This is a genomic window from Brenneria corticis, from assembly GCF_003115855.1.
GTDB classification, from domain to species: Bacteria; Pseudomonadota; Gammaproteobacteria; order Enterobacterales; family Enterobacteriaceae; genus Brenneria; species Brenneria corticis.
Window position 1 is genome coordinate 278,161 of sequence record NZ_KZ819071.1, and the last position, 14,857, is coordinate 293,017.

General features: G+C 56.8%; 12 protein-coding genes. 7 read left to right on the forward strand and 5 right to left on the reverse strand.

Translation table 11 applies throughout. The features are described from left to right. Positions 1-216 precede the first annotated feature (216 nt). Positions 217-1,050 carry a formate dehydrogenase accessory sulfurtransferase FdhD gene (gene fdhD / locus DDT56_RS01310; RefSeq protein WP_136164703.1) on the reverse strand — a complete coding sequence of 278 codons (834 nt, stop codon included), beginning with the start codon at positions 1,048-1,050 and terminating at the stop codon, positions 217-219. A 289-nt stretch (positions 1,051-1,339) separates the two neighbouring features. Here fdhD and exaC point away from each other — a divergent pair, with 289 nt between their 5' ends. Together exaC and DDT56_RS01320 are read left to right on the forward strand one after the other, a co-directional pair. After that, entirely contained in the window at positions 1,340-2,875 is a 1,536-nt protein-coding gene (exaC, locus tag DDT56_RS01315; protein WP_136164704.1) for an acetaldehyde dehydrogenase ExaC, read from the forward strand. A 291-nt stretch (positions 2,876-3,166) separates the two neighbouring features. Next, entirely contained in the window at positions 3,167-4,159 is a 993-nt protein-coding gene (locus DDT56_RS01320) for an acyltransferase (protein ID WP_136164705.1), read from the forward strand. On the opposite strand, the gene DDT56_RS01325 is transcribed toward DDT56_RS01320, so the two are convergent. Together DDT56_RS01325 and DDT56_RS01330 are read right to left on the reverse strand one after the other, a co-directional pair. After that, positions 4,156-5,088 (reverse strand): GlxA family transcriptional regulator, encoded by a 933-nt coding sequence (locus tag DDT56_RS01325; RefSeq protein ID WP_136164706.1) that lies wholly within the window; start codon positions 5,086-5,088, stop codon positions 4,156-4,158. The genes DDT56_RS01320 and DDT56_RS01325 overlap by 4 nt on opposite strands. A 3-nt stretch (positions 5,089-5,091) precedes the next feature. Next, entirely contained in the window at positions 5,092-5,649 is a 558-nt protein-coding gene (locus tag DDT56_RS01330) for an isochorismatase family protein (protein ID WP_136164707.1), read from the reverse strand. 165 nt (positions 5,650-5,814) lie between these two features. Between DDT56_RS01330 and DDT56_RS01335 the strand changes: the two genes are divergently transcribed. Then, positions 5,815-6,465 carry a DcrB-related protein gene (locus DDT56_RS01335; protein WP_136164708.1) on the forward strand — a complete coding sequence of 217 codons (651 nt, stop codon included), beginning with the start codon at positions 5,815-5,817 and terminating at the stop codon, positions 6,463-6,465. 9 nt (positions 6,466-6,474) lie between these two features. Here DDT56_RS01335 and xylB read toward each other — a convergent pair whose 3' ends face one another. Together xylB and xylA are read right to left on the reverse strand one after the other, a co-directional pair. Beyond that, a complete protein-coding gene (gene xylB / locus DDT56_RS01340) occupies positions 6,475-7,941 on the reverse strand; it encodes a xylulokinase (protein WP_136164709.1) in 1,467 nt (488 codons plus the stop codon). Positions 7,942-8,059: 118 nt separating this feature from the next. Next, positions 8,060-9,379 carry a xylose isomerase gene (gene xylA / locus DDT56_RS01345; RefSeq protein WP_136164710.1) on the reverse strand — a complete coding sequence of 440 codons (1,320 nt, stop codon included), beginning with the start codon at positions 9,377-9,379 and terminating at the stop codon, positions 8,060-8,062. A 348-nt stretch (positions 9,380-9,727) separates the two neighbouring features. Between xylA and xylF the strand changes: the two genes are divergently transcribed. The 4 genes from xylF to xylR all read left to right on the forward strand — a co-directional run bounded on the left by xylF (position 9,728) and on the right by xylR (position 14,826). Then, positions 9,728-10,723 carry a D-xylose ABC transporter substrate-binding protein gene (xylF, locus tag DDT56_RS01350; protein ID WP_136164711.1) on the forward strand — a complete coding sequence of 332 codons (996 nt, stop codon included), beginning with the start codon at positions 9,728-9,730 and terminating at the stop codon, positions 10,721-10,723. A gap of 91 nt (positions 10,724-10,814) precedes the next feature. Continuing rightward, a complete protein-coding gene (locus DDT56_RS01355; RefSeq protein WP_136164829.1) occupies positions 10,815-12,356 on the forward strand; it encodes a xylose ABC transporter ATP-binding protein in 1,542 nt (513 codons plus the stop codon). 31 nt (positions 12,357-12,387) lie between these two features. Further along, the gene (gene xylH, locus DDT56_RS01360) at positions 12,388-13,518 is read left to right on the forward strand and encodes a xylose ABC transporter permease XylH (RefSeq protein ID WP_246856700.1); all 1,131 of its coding nucleotides are present in this window, start codon (positions 12,388-12,390) and stop codon (positions 13,516-13,518) included. Between the two features lie 117 nt (positions 13,519-13,635). After that, positions 13,636-14,826: a D-xylose utilization transcriptional activator XylR gene (gene xylR / locus DDT56_RS01365; protein WP_136164713.1), complete on the forward strand. Its 1,191-nt coding sequence runs from the start codon at positions 13,636-13,638 to the stop codon at positions 14,824-14,826. The last annotated feature ends 31 nt before the right edge of the window (positions 14,827-14,857 follow it).

Sequence of the window (14,857 nt, forward strand, 5' to 3'; positions counted from 1 at the left end):
AAGGACAGTATGCGGCGCTGATTTTGTTAGCGCCGCGTAAGCACTACGTTCATTATAGTTAATTAAATGATATTGAAAATGATTATTCTCGTCCAAACGCGGTCATCTGCCGGCGTTTAACCCAATATAACAAGCGCTTATGTGGTTAGGGTATGAGGTAAAAACAAATCGGTCTAAGCTCGGCGGGCGTCCGACGCGCGATTTTCCACCGCTGCGCTACTCGCTCAGACGCTGCGGATGGGTATAAATGGTGGCGCGCCCCGGACGACAGAACCCCACCAGCGTCAGGTTGCAGCGCTCGGCCACCTCGACGGCCAGCGAGGTGGCGGCGGAAACCGCGAACAGGATCTCCACGCCGCACATGGCGGATTTTTGCACCATCTCGTAGCTGGCGCGGCTGGAAACCAGCACCGCGCCCTGCTCCCACGGCTGTTTTGCCCGCATGCCGAGCAGCTTATCCAGCGCCACGTGGCGGCCGACATCTTCACAGCCGCCGCGCAGCGCGCCGTCCGGCTGCACCCAGGCCGCGGCGTGGGTGCAGCCGGTTAACTGGCCCGCCGGCTGTACCTGCTGCAACTGTGCCAGCGCCGACTCAAGGCGGCTGAGCGAGAAGGTCTGGGTAAATGGCAGGGGCGCAACCGGTTTGCCGATCTCCGCCAACTGCTCCACGCCGCAGACGCCGCACCCGGTGCGGCCGTCCATCGCCCGTCTGCGGTTTTTTAAACCGGCGAAGCGACGGCTGGAAAGTTCGATTTGCACCTCAATACCGTTGCATACCGGCTGAACATCGATGCCGTAGATATCCTGCGGCGAGGCGATGATGCCTTCCGACAGCGAAAAACCCAGCGCAAACAGCTCCAGGTCTTTCGGCGACGCCATCATCACCACATGTGAAATACCGTTGTAGACCAGCGCCACGGGCACTTCTTCCGCCAGCCAGTCGGCCTGCGGCCGCGTCAGCGCGCCCTGATGGCTGACGGTACGCCGACAGGCCCCCGTGGGGGGAGTAACCGTTTGTGGGATAACGCTTTTCACCTGAAATACCTGCAAGTTAATCGCTTTTAATCAATGGCGCTATTATTTCACCGCCTCTCCGCGGATGCGAACTTTTCTCTGCGAACAGCGATCGTGCCCGCGTCATGGTTGTGAATTTGTTGATTGATAGTTGCTAAATTGTGACTTGCTTCGAAAAGTTACCATTCTCTCTGGTCGGCGGCTGTCATAACGCGCCATCCCCGCATACGATTTAACCATGCTCACCGCGCAGCGACCGTTTTCATATAGCCTCTATTTCCACTGCGGCTCCGCCGCGTACCCAAACCGCGAAAAGGAGACTGAAATGGCACATATCACACCTGAAGGCCGGCTTATTTCCGATGAGTATGGCGCGCCTAATTTGAAAAAACGCTATGACAACTTTATCGGCGGAGCCTGGGTTCCGCCCGACGGAGGTGAGTATTTTGTTAATCTGACGCCGATTACCGGCCGACCTTTATGCGAGGTGGCCAGCTCTACCTCGCGGGATGTTGATCATGCGTTGGATGCCGCACACAAGGCGAAGGCCGAATGGGGCGGTCTGCCGGTACAGGAGCGCGCGCTGCTTCTGAATCGTATCGCCGACAGGATGGAGCAAAACCTCGACCTGCTGTCCAGTGTGGAAACCTGGGATAACGGTAAACCGATCCGTGAAACCAGCGGCGCGGATGTCCCGCTGGCCATCGACCACTTCCGCTATTTCGCCGCCTGCATCCGTGCTCAGGAGGGGGCGATAAGTGAAATCGACGGCGACACCGTGGCGTATCATTTCCATGAGCCGCTGGGCGTGGTGGGGCAGATTATCCCCTGGAACTTCCCGCTATTGATGGCCTGCTGGAAGATGGCGCCGGCGCTGGCGGCGGGAAACTGCATCGTGCTGAAACCGGCCAAGCTGACGCCGATGTCGGTGCTTGTTCTGATGGAGCTGATTCAGGACATTTTGCCGCCGGGCGTGATTAACGTGGTAAACGGGTCGGGCAGCGAAATTGGCGAATATCTGGCGACGTCGAAGCGTATTGCCAAAGTGGCGTTTACCGGCTCCACCGAGGTCGGCCAGCAAATCATGGGCTATGCCGCCCAGAACGTGACGCCGGTGACGCTGGAACTGGGGGGAAAATCGCCCAACATTTTCTTTGCGGATGTGATGGACAAAGAGGACAGCTTCTTTGACAAGGTGCTGGAAGGGTTCACGCTGTTTGCCTTCAATCAGGGTGAAGTCTGTACCTGTCCGAGCCGGGCGCTGGTGCAGGAGTCGATTTACGATCGTTTTATGGAGAGAGCGATTAAACGCGTGGAGTCCATCCGCATCGGCAACCCGCTGGACAGCAACACCATGATGGGGGCGCAGGTATCTGCCGGGCAGATGGACACCATCCTCAACTATATCGATATCGGTAAGAAAGAGGGGGCGCGCGTGCTGACCGGCGGCCAGCGCAAAGAGATGGCCGGCGAACTGTCCCAGGGCTATTACCTGGAACCCACCATCCTGTTTGGCAACAACAGCATGCGCGTTTTCCAGGAAGAGATTTTCGGGCCGGTGCTGGCGGTAACCACCTTTAAAACCATGGACGACGCGCTGGAAATCGCCAACGATACCGAGTATGGGCTTGGCGCGGGCGTATGGAGCCGCAACGGCAACGTCGCCTACCGGATGGGGCGCGGCATTCAGGCCGGACGCGTCTGGACCAACTGCTACCACGCCTACCCGGCGCACGCCGCGTTTGGCGGTTACAAGCAGTCGGGGATCGGGCGTGAAAACCACAAGATGATGCTGGAGCATTACCAGCAAACCAAATGCCTGTTGGTGAGTTATTCGGATAAGCCGATGGGGCTGTTCTGATTTCTTTCTCAATTATGGGCCGTTAAGGAGACTAACGGCCTTTCCAACAGCGCCCCGCCGCGATTTTTCCCCCGATTCCGCCCGCCGCCGATTGTGCCGACGCTGAACAGGCACTACGCTGTTCACATTACCTATTGAATATACTCGTCATGCTTCAAGTTGCAGATGCGTTGGCTGCGCTCAGTCACCCGAATCACTTACCTGTGTAAGCTCATCGGGATTCCTTCCCTTGCCGCCTTCCTGCAACTCGAATCATTTAGAGTATAAAAATCCTATTTTAAGAGGCGGTGCATGACCGATAAGATCGGCTGGATTGATAATTTACGCGCCGTGGCCTGCATGATGGTCGTTCTGATCCACAGCACCACCTATTACATTACCGCCGGCGGCGCGCCGGGCGATGTCCATTGGGATGTGGCGAATATCCTTAATTCGGCCTCGCGGGTTTGCGTACCGCTGTTCTTTATGATCTCGGGCTATCTGTTTTTCGGCGAGCGCAGCGCCCGGCGGAAACATTTTACGCGCATTGGTTTATGCATTCTGTTCTATAGCGCTATCGCCTTGATTTATATCGCCGCGTTAACGCCAATCAACCCGCTGAACGCCGCCAGGCAGGTCCTGCAAAAGCCGATTTTTTATCACCTGTGGTTTTTCTACGCCATTGCGGTGATCTACCTGTTTTCGCCGCTTATCCGCGTCAAGACGGTGCCGGGAAAGTATCTGGCTATTTTTATTGTACTGCTGGCGGCGATCGCCAACCCCAATACGGGCAGCGTTGAATTTGCCGGCGTCAAACTGTTGCCGGTTAATCTCTATATCTACGGCGATACCTTTTACTATTTGCTGTACGCGATGGTTGGGCGAGCGTTGGGAATGCTGGATATTCCCCGCCGCGCGGCGATGGCCGCCATTCCGCTGTTTATTTTATGCGTATTGCTGGTGGCGCTAGGCACCAAGCACCACACGCTGCTGAACGATAATTTTACCCAGCTGTTTTATATCTACTGTGGGCCGTTGGTGTTTCTGGCGGCGGTCAGTCTGCTGGCGATCTTCAAACGCTGGATGAACCACCGGGTTTGGCCCGGATTAGCCTTGATATCGCGCCATTCGCTGGCGATTTACGGTTTCCATGCGCTGATTATCCATTACCTGCGCACCCATGATATGGCGATCTCGACCCGCCCGGTGCTGGATATTTTCTATATCTTTATCATTGCGTTACTGAGCAGCCTGCTGCTGTCGATGGCGCTGCAGAAAATCGATACCCGGCGCCTGGTCAGCTAAGAGGCGGCGGTGTGGCGCATCTGCCGTAACTGGGCGCGACGTAACTGGCGGCTGGAGGAGAATCCCGCCATCAGCGCTGATTTTTCCAGCCCGACTCCCTGTCGCAGGCGTTGCTGCGCCACGGCGATACGCAATTGCTCATGATATTCACGCACGCTGATGCCCAGATGTTCACGGAAAAGGCGGGTGAGATGGCGGCGGCTGACATGCACCCTGTCCGCAATTGCCGCTAGCGGCCAGGGCGCTTCCGGCTCAGCTGACATCATATCCTGCGCCCGGTGGATCACCGGATGGAGATGGTTGCGATGCTGTAGCCAGGGCGAAAGCTGGGCGTCGCTGCCGGCGCGGCGGAAATAGACCACCATTTCGCGCGCCACGCGCAGCGCGCTCGGCGTATCAAGAAAATGGCCGATTAAATGCAAAGAGAGATCAATGCCCGCGGTAATGCCGGCGCTGGTGTAAATGCCGCGATCTGCCACGAAAATACGGTTCTCTTTGACCAGCGCCAGCGGCGCCTGCCGGGATAGCCGCTGGATAAGGTCATGGTGGGTGGTGCACTGATAGCCGTCCAACAGACTCGCCTGCGCCGCCAGCAGGGCGCCGGAACAGACGCAGACCAGCGTCAGCGTCTGTGCGGCCAGCGCGGGTTTGCGCTGCGCCAGCCACTGGCGGGCAATCTCGGCCTGCGGTATGGCAAAGTTATGAACGGAGTCGGTCACGCCAGGCACCAGCAGGATACTGCCTTCCGGCAGCGTCGCGGGCAACGGTTCCAGGCGGCTCAGCGTCAGTCCGGTAGAGCAGCGTACCTCCGTTTCCGGGCTGATATAATGCAGGTCGAATTGCCCGGCGATGCGCAAGGTTTCGGCGGGGCCGGCTAAATCAAGCGCCATTACGCCGGGCAGCGTAAGGAAATAGACCTGTCTTCTCATGTATCAGCTTGCCATCGGTGCGGTCAGATTGTTCAGGCATTCATCAATGCTGCAAATATCAGCAAAGCGATCGATAAGCACGGTTTCCGTCCGGTGTTTTAATTGCGCGGCGCTTAGCGTCTGTCCCTGGTGCGTCATGGGAAACGTCATGGTCGCCTCGGTAACAAAGGTAACGCGATAGCCGAGATCGGCGGCGACGCGGGCGGTGGTTTCACAACATTGCTCAGTGCGCATCCCGGCGATAATCAGATGACGGATGTCGTTTTCATGCAGCCACTGGTCAAGGCCTGACTCTGTTAATGCATTGTGCACATGTTTATGGAACTGTACATCAGGTTTATGCGTCAAAAAGGGCAGGCGCCTCACATAGCCGGATGCCAAAGAGAACGGGCCTTCCGACGCAACGTGGAAAATATCCGCCAGCGCCACGCCTTGCTGTTGACAGCCAGCAATCAGGCGCAGCAGGGCGTGCTGAAAAGCAGGGAAATCCTGTTCCTGCCAGAAAGGGCGGTGCAGGAATGAATGTTGTACGTCAATAATCAATAATGCGCTGTGCGACATGGGGTTACTCCGTTCGCCGGGGCCGTTATGGGGTGTTCGGTAGCCATAATGGCGTAACCCCAGGTGACAAAGAAGGCCAAATCGGGACATGATAGGGGTAAATCGGGACCATTTACCTGAACGACGTAAACCTTTATCTCATAGGCAGCAGAAAGCGGAGCAGAGATGTTAAAGACAGTGGGTAAGTTATTCGCTATCGGCTGGTTAATCGGCGGATTGAGCGCCTGTGATAATCCGTCGGATAACAACAAGCCGGATCCGCAGCCAACGCCGCCGCCGTTGCAGACGCCGGAAAATAAACCCGTCGCGCCGGTTGAGCCGCCCGCCGCGCCTGAAGCGCCGGCGCACAAGGTTTCGCTGCAAAAAGGCAAAATCAGCTTTATGCTGCCGGATGCCTTTTCCGATCAAACCCCGCCGGATGACATCAACAACGGCGATGCGGGCAAAACGCATCTGTTTATCAACAGCGCTTCGCGTCAGCAGGTGGTGTTCTCCGTGGTGCCGCCGCCGGCAGGGCAGATCCTGCGCGCGACCGAGGCGGGGCTGGAGAGCCTGGGAAACGACATTTTCACCAATATGCAGGGGCAGTATCAGCATATAAAACGGATACGGCAGCAGCCCGTCACCATCGGCAAGCTACCCCTGCAGCGTATGGATAATGAACTACAGGTCGGCGGGCAGCCGGTAAACTCGATGCTGCTCTACGCCGTGTGGCAGAAGAAAATAGTGACGCTGCAAATCAACACCCCGGCCAACCGCGGAGATATTCATCAGGCGCTGATTGAACAGGTGCTGGCGTCGCTGAACTTTACATAACCCGCCGCGCTAATGGTCTGACATCAGCGGACGAAGCTGCCGGTATAGCGCGGTAAAGGTTTCTCGCTGCTGCGCATAGTAGGCGTGGCGTTGCGCATCAGGCTGATGGACCTGTTCCAAAGGCAACTGGGGCAATAACGCGTCCAGCGGCGTATCGGGGTTTATCGCGATCTGCGCCAGGCGTGCGGCCCCCAAGGCCGGCCCCACGTCGCCGCCGGTGCGGTATTCCAGCTCGTGCCCGCTGATATCCGCCAGCATTTGCCGCCAGTAGGCGCTACGTGCGCCGCCGCCAATCAGCGTGATGCGGCTGGGCTGCAACCCCGTCATATGCAGGGCGTCCATGCCGTCGGCGAGGGCGAAGCCGACGCCTTCCAGTACCGAACGAACCAGTTCAGTGCGGCCGTGCTGATGCGTCAGCCCCCAGAAAGCGCCTTTGGCGTGGGGATTGTTATGCGGCGTACGCTCGCCGGAGAGATAGGGCAGGAACCACAGCGGCGTGGCGGTGTTATCCGCGGGCGTTTCGGCAACCTCCTGTAGCAGCGCGGGAACGCTGGGCGCATGCGTCAGGCGGGCCACCCAGTCAATACAGGAGGCGGCGCTCAGCATCACCGACATCAGGTGCCAGGTATCAGGCAAGGCGTGGCAAAAGCTATGGACGGCGCGTTGCGGATTGCTGAGAAAACCATCGCTGACGGCAAAGTAAACGCCGGATGTGCCGAGCGACAACATCGCCTGTCCGGCCTGATAGAGCCCGACCCCAATCGCCCCGGCGGCGTTATCGCCCCCGCCGGCGATGACCGGGATGCTGTTCATTCCCCAGCGCTGCGCTGTCTCCGGCCGCAGATATCCGGTGATCTGATTTCCTTCATATAGGGCCGGCATGTGCTCCCGCGTCAGGGAACAGGCATCCAGCAATACCTCGCTCCAGTCGCGTTGCGCCACGTCCAGCCACAGCGTTCCCGCCGCGTCGGACATATCGCTGGCGAATTCGCCGGTCAGACGCCAGCGCAGATAATCCTTGGGCAGTAACACCTTGTCCACCTGACGAAAGATCTCCGCTTCGTGTTCCTGTACCCATTTCAGCTTGGGCGCGGTGAAGCCCGGCATCATCAGGTTGCCGGTAATCTGCCGCGAGGTCGGCACCTGTTGTTCCAATTCCCGGCACTGCTGCGCGCTGCGTCCGTCATTCCACAAAATGGCCGGCCGCAGCACCCGTTGCCGGGCGTCCAGCAGCGTGGCGCCGTGCATCTGCCCGGTCAGCCCCAGCGCTTTAACCGCCCGCAGGTCGTGCTGCGCCGCCAGCGCCTGCAATGCGCTATCGGTCGCCTGCCACCATGCATCGGGCGATTGTTCCGACCACAACGGATGAGGGCGGGATACGGTTAACGCGGCGCTATGGCTGGCGATAACCTGTCCCGCTTCATTCAGTAAAATGGCTTTAACGCCGGAGGTGCCGAGATCGATGCCGATGTACATGAAGGACTCCTGGAACGGTTAAAGGATCGGGGCTACTCCTTATACCGCCGTCATGCCCGCCTGGGCGGGCATCTTTCGTAGCGGGACGCCGGGTAAGGGGTGAGCCGGGAAGCCCGTATTATCCAAATAAATAACGGTTAACGATATTCTCCAGCAATTCCTGATGACCGCTCTGGTGCTGCGGCGCCAGCTGGCGGCTTTCCGCATAGCCGGCCAGTGATTCCAGCGACGCCTTGCCTTGCAGGATCTGTTGCCCCAGTTCTCCGTTCCAGCCCGCGTAGCGTTTGGCGACCAGCTGATTCAACTGGTCGTCCTCGATCATCCGGGCGGCGGCTTTGAGCGACAGCGCCAGGGTGTCCATGGCGCCGATGTGGGCATGGAAGAGATCGTAGCGGTCGGTGCTCTGGCGGCGGACTTTGGCGTCAAAATTCAGGCCGCCGGTGGTGAAGCCGCCTGCTTTGAGGATTTCATACATCACCAGCGTATTCTCTTCCACGCTGTTGGGGAACTGATCGGTATCCCAGCCCAGCTGCGGATCGCCCCGATTGGCGTCCACCGATCCAAAAACCCCCAGCGCGATGGCGGTGGCGATTTCATGGTGGAACGAATGGCCCGCCAGCGTGGCATGGTTGGCTTCCACGTTGACCTTAATCTCTTTTTCCAATCCGAACTGTTTAAGGAAACCATAGACCGTGGCTACGTCGTAGTCGTATTGGTGTTTGGTCGGCTCTTGCGGCTTGGGTTCGATCAGCAAGGTTCCCTGGAAGCCGATTTTGTGTTTATGCTCGACCACCATTTGCATAAACCGGCCGATCTGTTCGCGCTCCCGGCGCAGATCGGTGTTAAGCAGGGTTTCGTAACCTTCGCGCCCGCCCCATAGTACATAGTTTTCGCCGCCCAGCTTCTGGGTGGCGTTCATGGCGCTGAACACCTGCGTGGCCGCCCAGGCGAAAACTTCGGGGTCCGGATTGGTCGCCGCGCCGGCGCCGTAGCGAGGGTTGGTAAAACAGTTTGCCGTGCCCCACAGCAGCTTGACCCCGCTGCTCTGCTGCTTTTCCGCCAACACGTCGGTGATGGCGGCGAAGTTATTCAGGTATTCCCTGAGCGAAGCGCCCTCGGGCGCCACATCCACATCGTGGAAACAGTAATAGGGCACATCCAGTTTTTGAAAGAATTCAAATGCGATGTCGGCTTTGCGCTTGGCCAGCGCCAGCGCGTCTCCCGCTTGCTGCCACGGGCGTTCAAAGGCGCCGACGCCAAACATATCGGAGCCGTTCCAGCAGAAAGTGTGCCAGTAAGCGACCGCGAAGCGTAAATGGTCCGCCATGCGTTTCCCCAGAATTTCCTGCTCGGGGTTGTAGTGGCGGAAAGCGAAGGGATTGTCGCTCTGGCTGCCTTCATAGCGGACTTTTTCGATCTGGGCAAAATAGGGTTGCATCGTTGACTCCTTAGAGACCTTCCCGAGGGAAGCGTGATAACTACGCTTTATATTTAGTCCGGATAGCGATTTACTCAATTACGTTATTTAACACTGAAATTAAGAGAATTATTAAATGTGCGCTGGGTCGCAAAAATATTAACGGATTAATCTGAATATGCTTCGCAGTTTATAAAATAGAAAAATATCTCTGAACAATAAAATATGACGAGTATCAAAAAATAGAAATTAAACCAAAAAACATAATTGGATGATAAAAATCTGTAATTGCTGCTGCGTGGTTTAACGACAATACTCTGCTGGTTATCGGAGTTCTCTGCCCTGCATTTTAAAAAAAGGTACTCTACGATGAAAGTTAAACACTTTTTACTATCAGCCTGTGCCGCACTCGCTTTAGTAAGCCAACCCGCATTAAGCAAAGAAGTAAAAATAGGGATGGCGATTGATGACCTACGCCTCGAGCGTTGGCAAAAAGATCGGGATATCTTTGTGGAAAAGGCCAAGGAGCATGGCGCGAGCGTTTTTGTACAATCGGCAAACGGCAATGAAGAAACTCAGATTTCGCAAATAGAAAATATGATTAACCGCGGTGTGGATGTGCTGGTTATTATTCCCTACAACGGTCAGGTGTTAAGTAACGTTATTGCCGAAGCAAAACGTGAGGGAATAAAGGTTCTGGCCTACGACCGTATGATAAACAATGCGGACGTGGATTTTTATATTTCGTTTGATAATGAAAAGGTTGGAGAGTTACAGGCGCAATACCTGGTGGATAAGGTTCCCGAAGGAAATTATTTTTTGATGGGCGGCTCGCCGGTGGATAATAATGCGAAGCTGTTCCGTCAGGGACAGGTGAAAGTATTAAAGCCGTTGATTGATAATGGCAAAATCAAAGTGGTCGGCGATCAGTGGGTTGATGCCTGGCTGCCGGAAAACGCGCTGAAAATCATGGAGAATGCGCTGACGGCAAATAATAACAATATCAATGCGGTAGTGGCCTCAAACGATGCGACGGCGGGCGGCGCCATTCAGGCGCTCGCCGCGCAGGGATTATCCGGCAAGGTGGCCATTTCCGGGCAGGATGCGGATCTGGCGGCGATAAAACGCATCGTTGCCGGTACGCAAACCATGACGGTTTATAAACCCATCAGCAAACTAGCCAGAGACGCCGCCGATATCGCGGTTGCCCTGGGCGCGGGCAAGACCCCGGAGTCCAACGCCTCGTTACATAACGGTCTGAAAAACGTTCCGGCATTTTTGTTAACCCCGATCCCCGTTGATAAAGACAATATTGATTCCACGGTGATTGCCGACGGCTTTCATAAAAAAGCGGATGTCTATTAACCCCGTTTTCTTCGCGCCGAGCCACGCTATGCGTGGCTCGTGAGCGTTCGCTGTCTCTTACGGCGAGTAAGAGTGAATCACGGAGGTCATGATGCCGCGCCTGTTGGAAATGAAAAACATCACTAAAGCGTTTGGCGCCGTGAAAGCGGTGGACAATGTCAGCCTGACGCTGGAGGCCGGGCAGGTGTTGTCCCTGTGCGGTGAGAATGGTTCGGGCAAATCCACCCTGATGAAAGTGCTGTGCGCCATTTATCCCTACGGCAGTTACAGCGGAGAGATTATTTTTTCCGGCGACGAACTGCGGGCCGGCCATATCCGTGATACGGAGCAAAAGGGTATCGCCATTATTCATCAGGAGCTGGCGCTGGTTAAGGAAATGACGGTGCTGGAGAATATTTTCCTGGGCAATGAGTGGGCGCGCTTCGGGATAATGGACTACGACAGCATGTACTTACGCTGTCAGCGCATGCTGGAGCAGGTCAAGCTGACGATTGACCCCAATACCAAAGTGGGGGAGCTGGGGCTGGGGCAGCAGCAGCTGATTGAAATCGCCAAGGCGCTGAATAAGCAGGTGCGTCTGCTGGTGCTGGACGAGCCGACGGCGTCGCTGACCGAGCGGGAAACGGCCATTTTGCTCGATATCATCCATGACCTGCGCGATCACGGCATCGCCTGCATTTATATCTCTCATAAGCTCAACGAAGTGAAAGCGATTTCCGACGTGATTTGCGTCATCCGCGACGGTAAGCACATCGGCACGCGTCCGGCAGCGGAACTTAGCGAAGATCAAATCATCGCGATGATGGTGGGGCGGGAGCTCACGGAGCTATACCCCAGCGAAGCGCATACCATCGGCGAAGAGATCCTGCGCGTCGAGCACCTGACGGCCTGGCATCCGGTGAATCGGCATATCCGCCGGGTGGACGACGTCTCCTTTTCCCTGCATCAGGGCGAAATTCTGGGTATTGCCGGATTGGTCGGTTCGGGGCGCACGGAGACCGTACAGTGCCTGTTCGGCGCCTATCACGGACGCTGGCAAGGCGAGCTGTTTCTTGATGGCAAACGCGTGGAAATTAACAACTGCCAGCAGGCGATGGCGCTGGGTATCGCCATGGTGCCGGAGGATCGCAAAAAGGACGGCATCGTGCCGGTGATGAGCGTGGCGCACAACATTACGCTGGCCGCGCTCGATCGGTTTTCCGGCCTGTTTTCAACGCTGGACGACGCGCGTGAACAGGATGTTATCCGCCAATCGCTGGCGAATTTGCAAGTCAAAACCCCGAGCCAGGAACTGGCGATTGCCCGGCTGAGCGGCGGCAATCAGCAAAAAGCGGTGCTGGCGAAATGTCTGCTGCTGAATCCGCGGATACTGATTCTGGATGAGCCGACGCGCGGCATCGACATCGGGGCGAAATACGAAATCTACAAACTTATCAATGCGTTGGTAAAACAACAAATTGCCGTCATTGTAATTTCTTCCGAACTGCCTGAAGTCCTGGGGCTAAGCGATCGGGTGCTGGTGATGCATCAGGGACGCATCAAAGCCGATTTGATTAATCGTGATTTAACGCAGGAACAGGTTATGGAAGCTGCATTGAGGAGTGAACATCGTGTTGAAAACATCGCCGTCTGATCGACAAAATGCCGTTGCCGTCCCGGCGCCCATACTGCAACGGCTTAAAAACATTAATCTCCAGGTCTACGTGATGATTGCCGCCATTATCGCGATCATGCTCTTTTTCACCTACATGACGGACGGCGCTTATCTCAGCGCGCGCAATCTTTCCAACCTGTTACGCCAGACGGCCATTACCGGCATCCTGGCGGTGGGTATGGTGTTCGTGATTATTTCGGCGGAGATCGATCTGTCGGTCGGGTCGATGATGGGACTGCTCGGCGGCGCGGCGGCGATCTTCGACGTGTGGTTCGGCTGGCCGCTGCCGTTGACCATCGTGGTGACTTTGCTGCTGGGGCTGCTGCTGGGGGCGTGGAACGGTTGGTGGGTGGCGTATCAGAAGGTGCCTTCCTTTATCGTTACGCTGGCGGGCATGCTGGCGTTTCGCGGCATTCTTATCGGCATTACCAACGGCACCACGGTTTCCCCCACTTCGCAGGCCATGTCCCAGATTGGTCAAAGCTACCTGCCTTCCGGGGTTGGTTTTATCTGCGGGGCGCTGGGGCTGATGGCGTTTATCCTGTGGCAATGGCGGCGACGCGGCAACCGGGCCCGGCTGGGGCTGCCCGTCAGCCCGCCGGCCGGCGATATCGGCCGTCAGGCGTTTACCGCGGTGATCGTTCTTGGCGCAATCTATCTGCTGAATGACTATCGCGGCGTACCGACGCCGGTGCTGGTTCTTACGCTGTTGATGCTGGGCGGTATTTTCCTGGCGACGCGTACGGCGTTTGGCCGCCGTATCTATGCCGTTGGCGGCAATATCGAGGCGGCCCGCCTGTCGGGGGTCAATGTGGAACGCACCAAGCTTATCGTTTTTGCGATGAACGGGCTGATGGTGGCGGTGGCGGGGCTGATCCTCAGTTCGCGTTTGGGCGCGGGCTCTCCGTCAGCGGGGAACATTGCCGAGCTGGATGCGATAGCGGCCTGCGTGATTGGCGGCACCAGCCTGGCCGGGGGCATCGGCAGCGTAGCCGGCGCGGTGATGGGGGCATTTATTATGGCCTCGCTGGATAACGGCATGAGTATGCTGGATGTGCCGACATTTTGGCAGTATGTCGTCAAAGGCGGCATTTTACTGCTGGCGGTGTGGATGGACACTGCAACCAAGCGAAGAGTATGACAAGGTACCGAGCAAGGGCAGGAAACAGGTGATAGTTCGCAATAATAGGGAAATTATTTTGGCCTCCTGAATGGTTATGCTATTCAAAGGTATCGCCACGAACGGACGCTCATCGCCATGTTTGAAAAACGCTATCGCATTACGTTGCTGTTCAATGCCAACAAAGTGTATGACCGGCAGGTTGTCGAGGGCGTCGGCGAGTACCTGCAGGCCTCGCAGTGTGACTGGGATATTTTCATTGAAGAGGATTTTCGCTGCCGCATCGATAACATCAGAGACTGGCTGGGGGACGGCGTTATCGCCGATTTTGACGATCAGCAAATCATGCGGCTATTGCAGGACGTCGATGTTCCGCTGGTCGGCGTGGGCGGGTCTTACCATAATCCGGCTGATTATCCCCCCGTGCATTATATCGCCACGGATAATCATGCGCTGGTGGAGAGCGCGTTTATGCACCTTAAAAACAAGGGGCTGCATAGCTTTGCGTTTTATGGCCTGCCGGCGTCGGGCGGAAAAGGCTGGGCGCAGGAACGCGAACACGCATTTCGTCAGCTTATCGCCGCGGGGCAATATCAGGGCGTGGTGTATCAGGGAATGGAAACGTCGCCGGATAACTGGCAGGACGCGCAAAATCGCCTGGCTGACTGGGTACGGGCATTACCGCCGCAGACCGGCATTATTGCCGTAACCGACTCCCGGGCGCGCCATCTGCTGCAGGTATGCGAACATTTGAACATCCCCGTGCCGGAAAAGCTGTGCGTTATCGGTATCGATAACGAAGAGTTGATCCGCTATCTTTCACGGGTGGCGCTGTCGTCCGTGGCGCAGGGAACCCGCCAGATGGGATATCGCGCCGCGAAACTGCTGCATCGGCTATTGCTGAACCGCGGCGATTTGCCCCTGCAGCGTATTTTGGTGCCGCCTATCCGGGTGGTGGAACGCCGTTCGACCGACTACCGCTCGGTACACGATCCGGCGGTCATCCAGGCGATGCACTTTATCCGTTATCACGCCTGTAAGGGCATTAAGGTCGAACAGGTGCTGGATGCGGTAGGAATGTCGCGCTCAAATCTGGAAAAGCGCTTCAAAGATGAAATGGGGCAGACCATCCACGGGGTTATTCACGCGGAGAAACTCGATCGCGCCCGCAATCTGCTGATTTCCACCTCGCTTTCGATCGGCGAAATTTCACTGATGTGCGGTTATCCCTCGCTGCCCTATTTTTATGCCGTATTTAAAAAGGGTTACGACATTACGCCCAAAGAGTATCGCGAGCGCTACGGCGAAGCGGGTTTTCTGAGGGAATGAGCTGGCAAGCGCGGCGGACGACGCCGCGCTG

Bases quoted from the DNA above. Each gene is read 5' to 3' on its own strand.
- DDT56_RS01320 (WP_136164705.1), top strand. From the start codon at position 3,167: ATGACCGATAAGATCGGCTGGATTGATAATTTACGCGCCGTGGCCTGC.
- xylB (WP_136164709.1), bottom strand. From the start codon at position 7,941: ATGTACATCGGCATCGATCTCGGCACCTCCGGCGTTAAAGCCATTTTA.
- xylR (WP_136164713.1), top strand. From the start codon at position 13,636: ATGTTTGAAAAACGCTATCGCATTACGTTGCTGTTCAATGCCAACAAA.
- DDT56_RS01330 (WP_136164707.1), bottom strand. From the start codon at position 5,649: ATGTCGCACAGCGCATTATTGATTATTGACGTACAACATTCATTCCTG.
- DDT56_RS01335 (WP_136164708.1), top strand. From the start codon at position 5,815: ATGTTAAAGACAGTGGGTAAGTTATTCGCTATCGGCTGGTTAATCGGC.
- DDT56_RS01355 (WP_136164829.1), top strand. From the start codon at position 10,815: ATGCCGCGCCTGTTGGAAATGAAAAACATCACTAAAGCGTTTGGCGCC.
- exaC (WP_136164704.1), top strand. From the start codon at position 1,340: ATGGCACATATCACACCTGAAGGCCGGCTTATTTCCGATGAGTATGGC.
- DDT56_RS01325 (WP_136164706.1), bottom strand. From the start codon at position 5,088: ATGAGAAGACAGGTCTATTTCCTTACGCTGCCCGGCGTAATGGCGCTT.
- xylF (WP_136164711.1), top strand. From the start codon at position 9,728: ATGAAAGTTAAACACTTTTTACTATCAGCCTGTGCCGCACTCGCTTTA.
- xylA (WP_136164710.1), bottom strand. From the start codon at position 9,379: ATGCAACCCTATTTTGCCCAGATCGAAAAAGTCCGCTATGAAGGCAGC.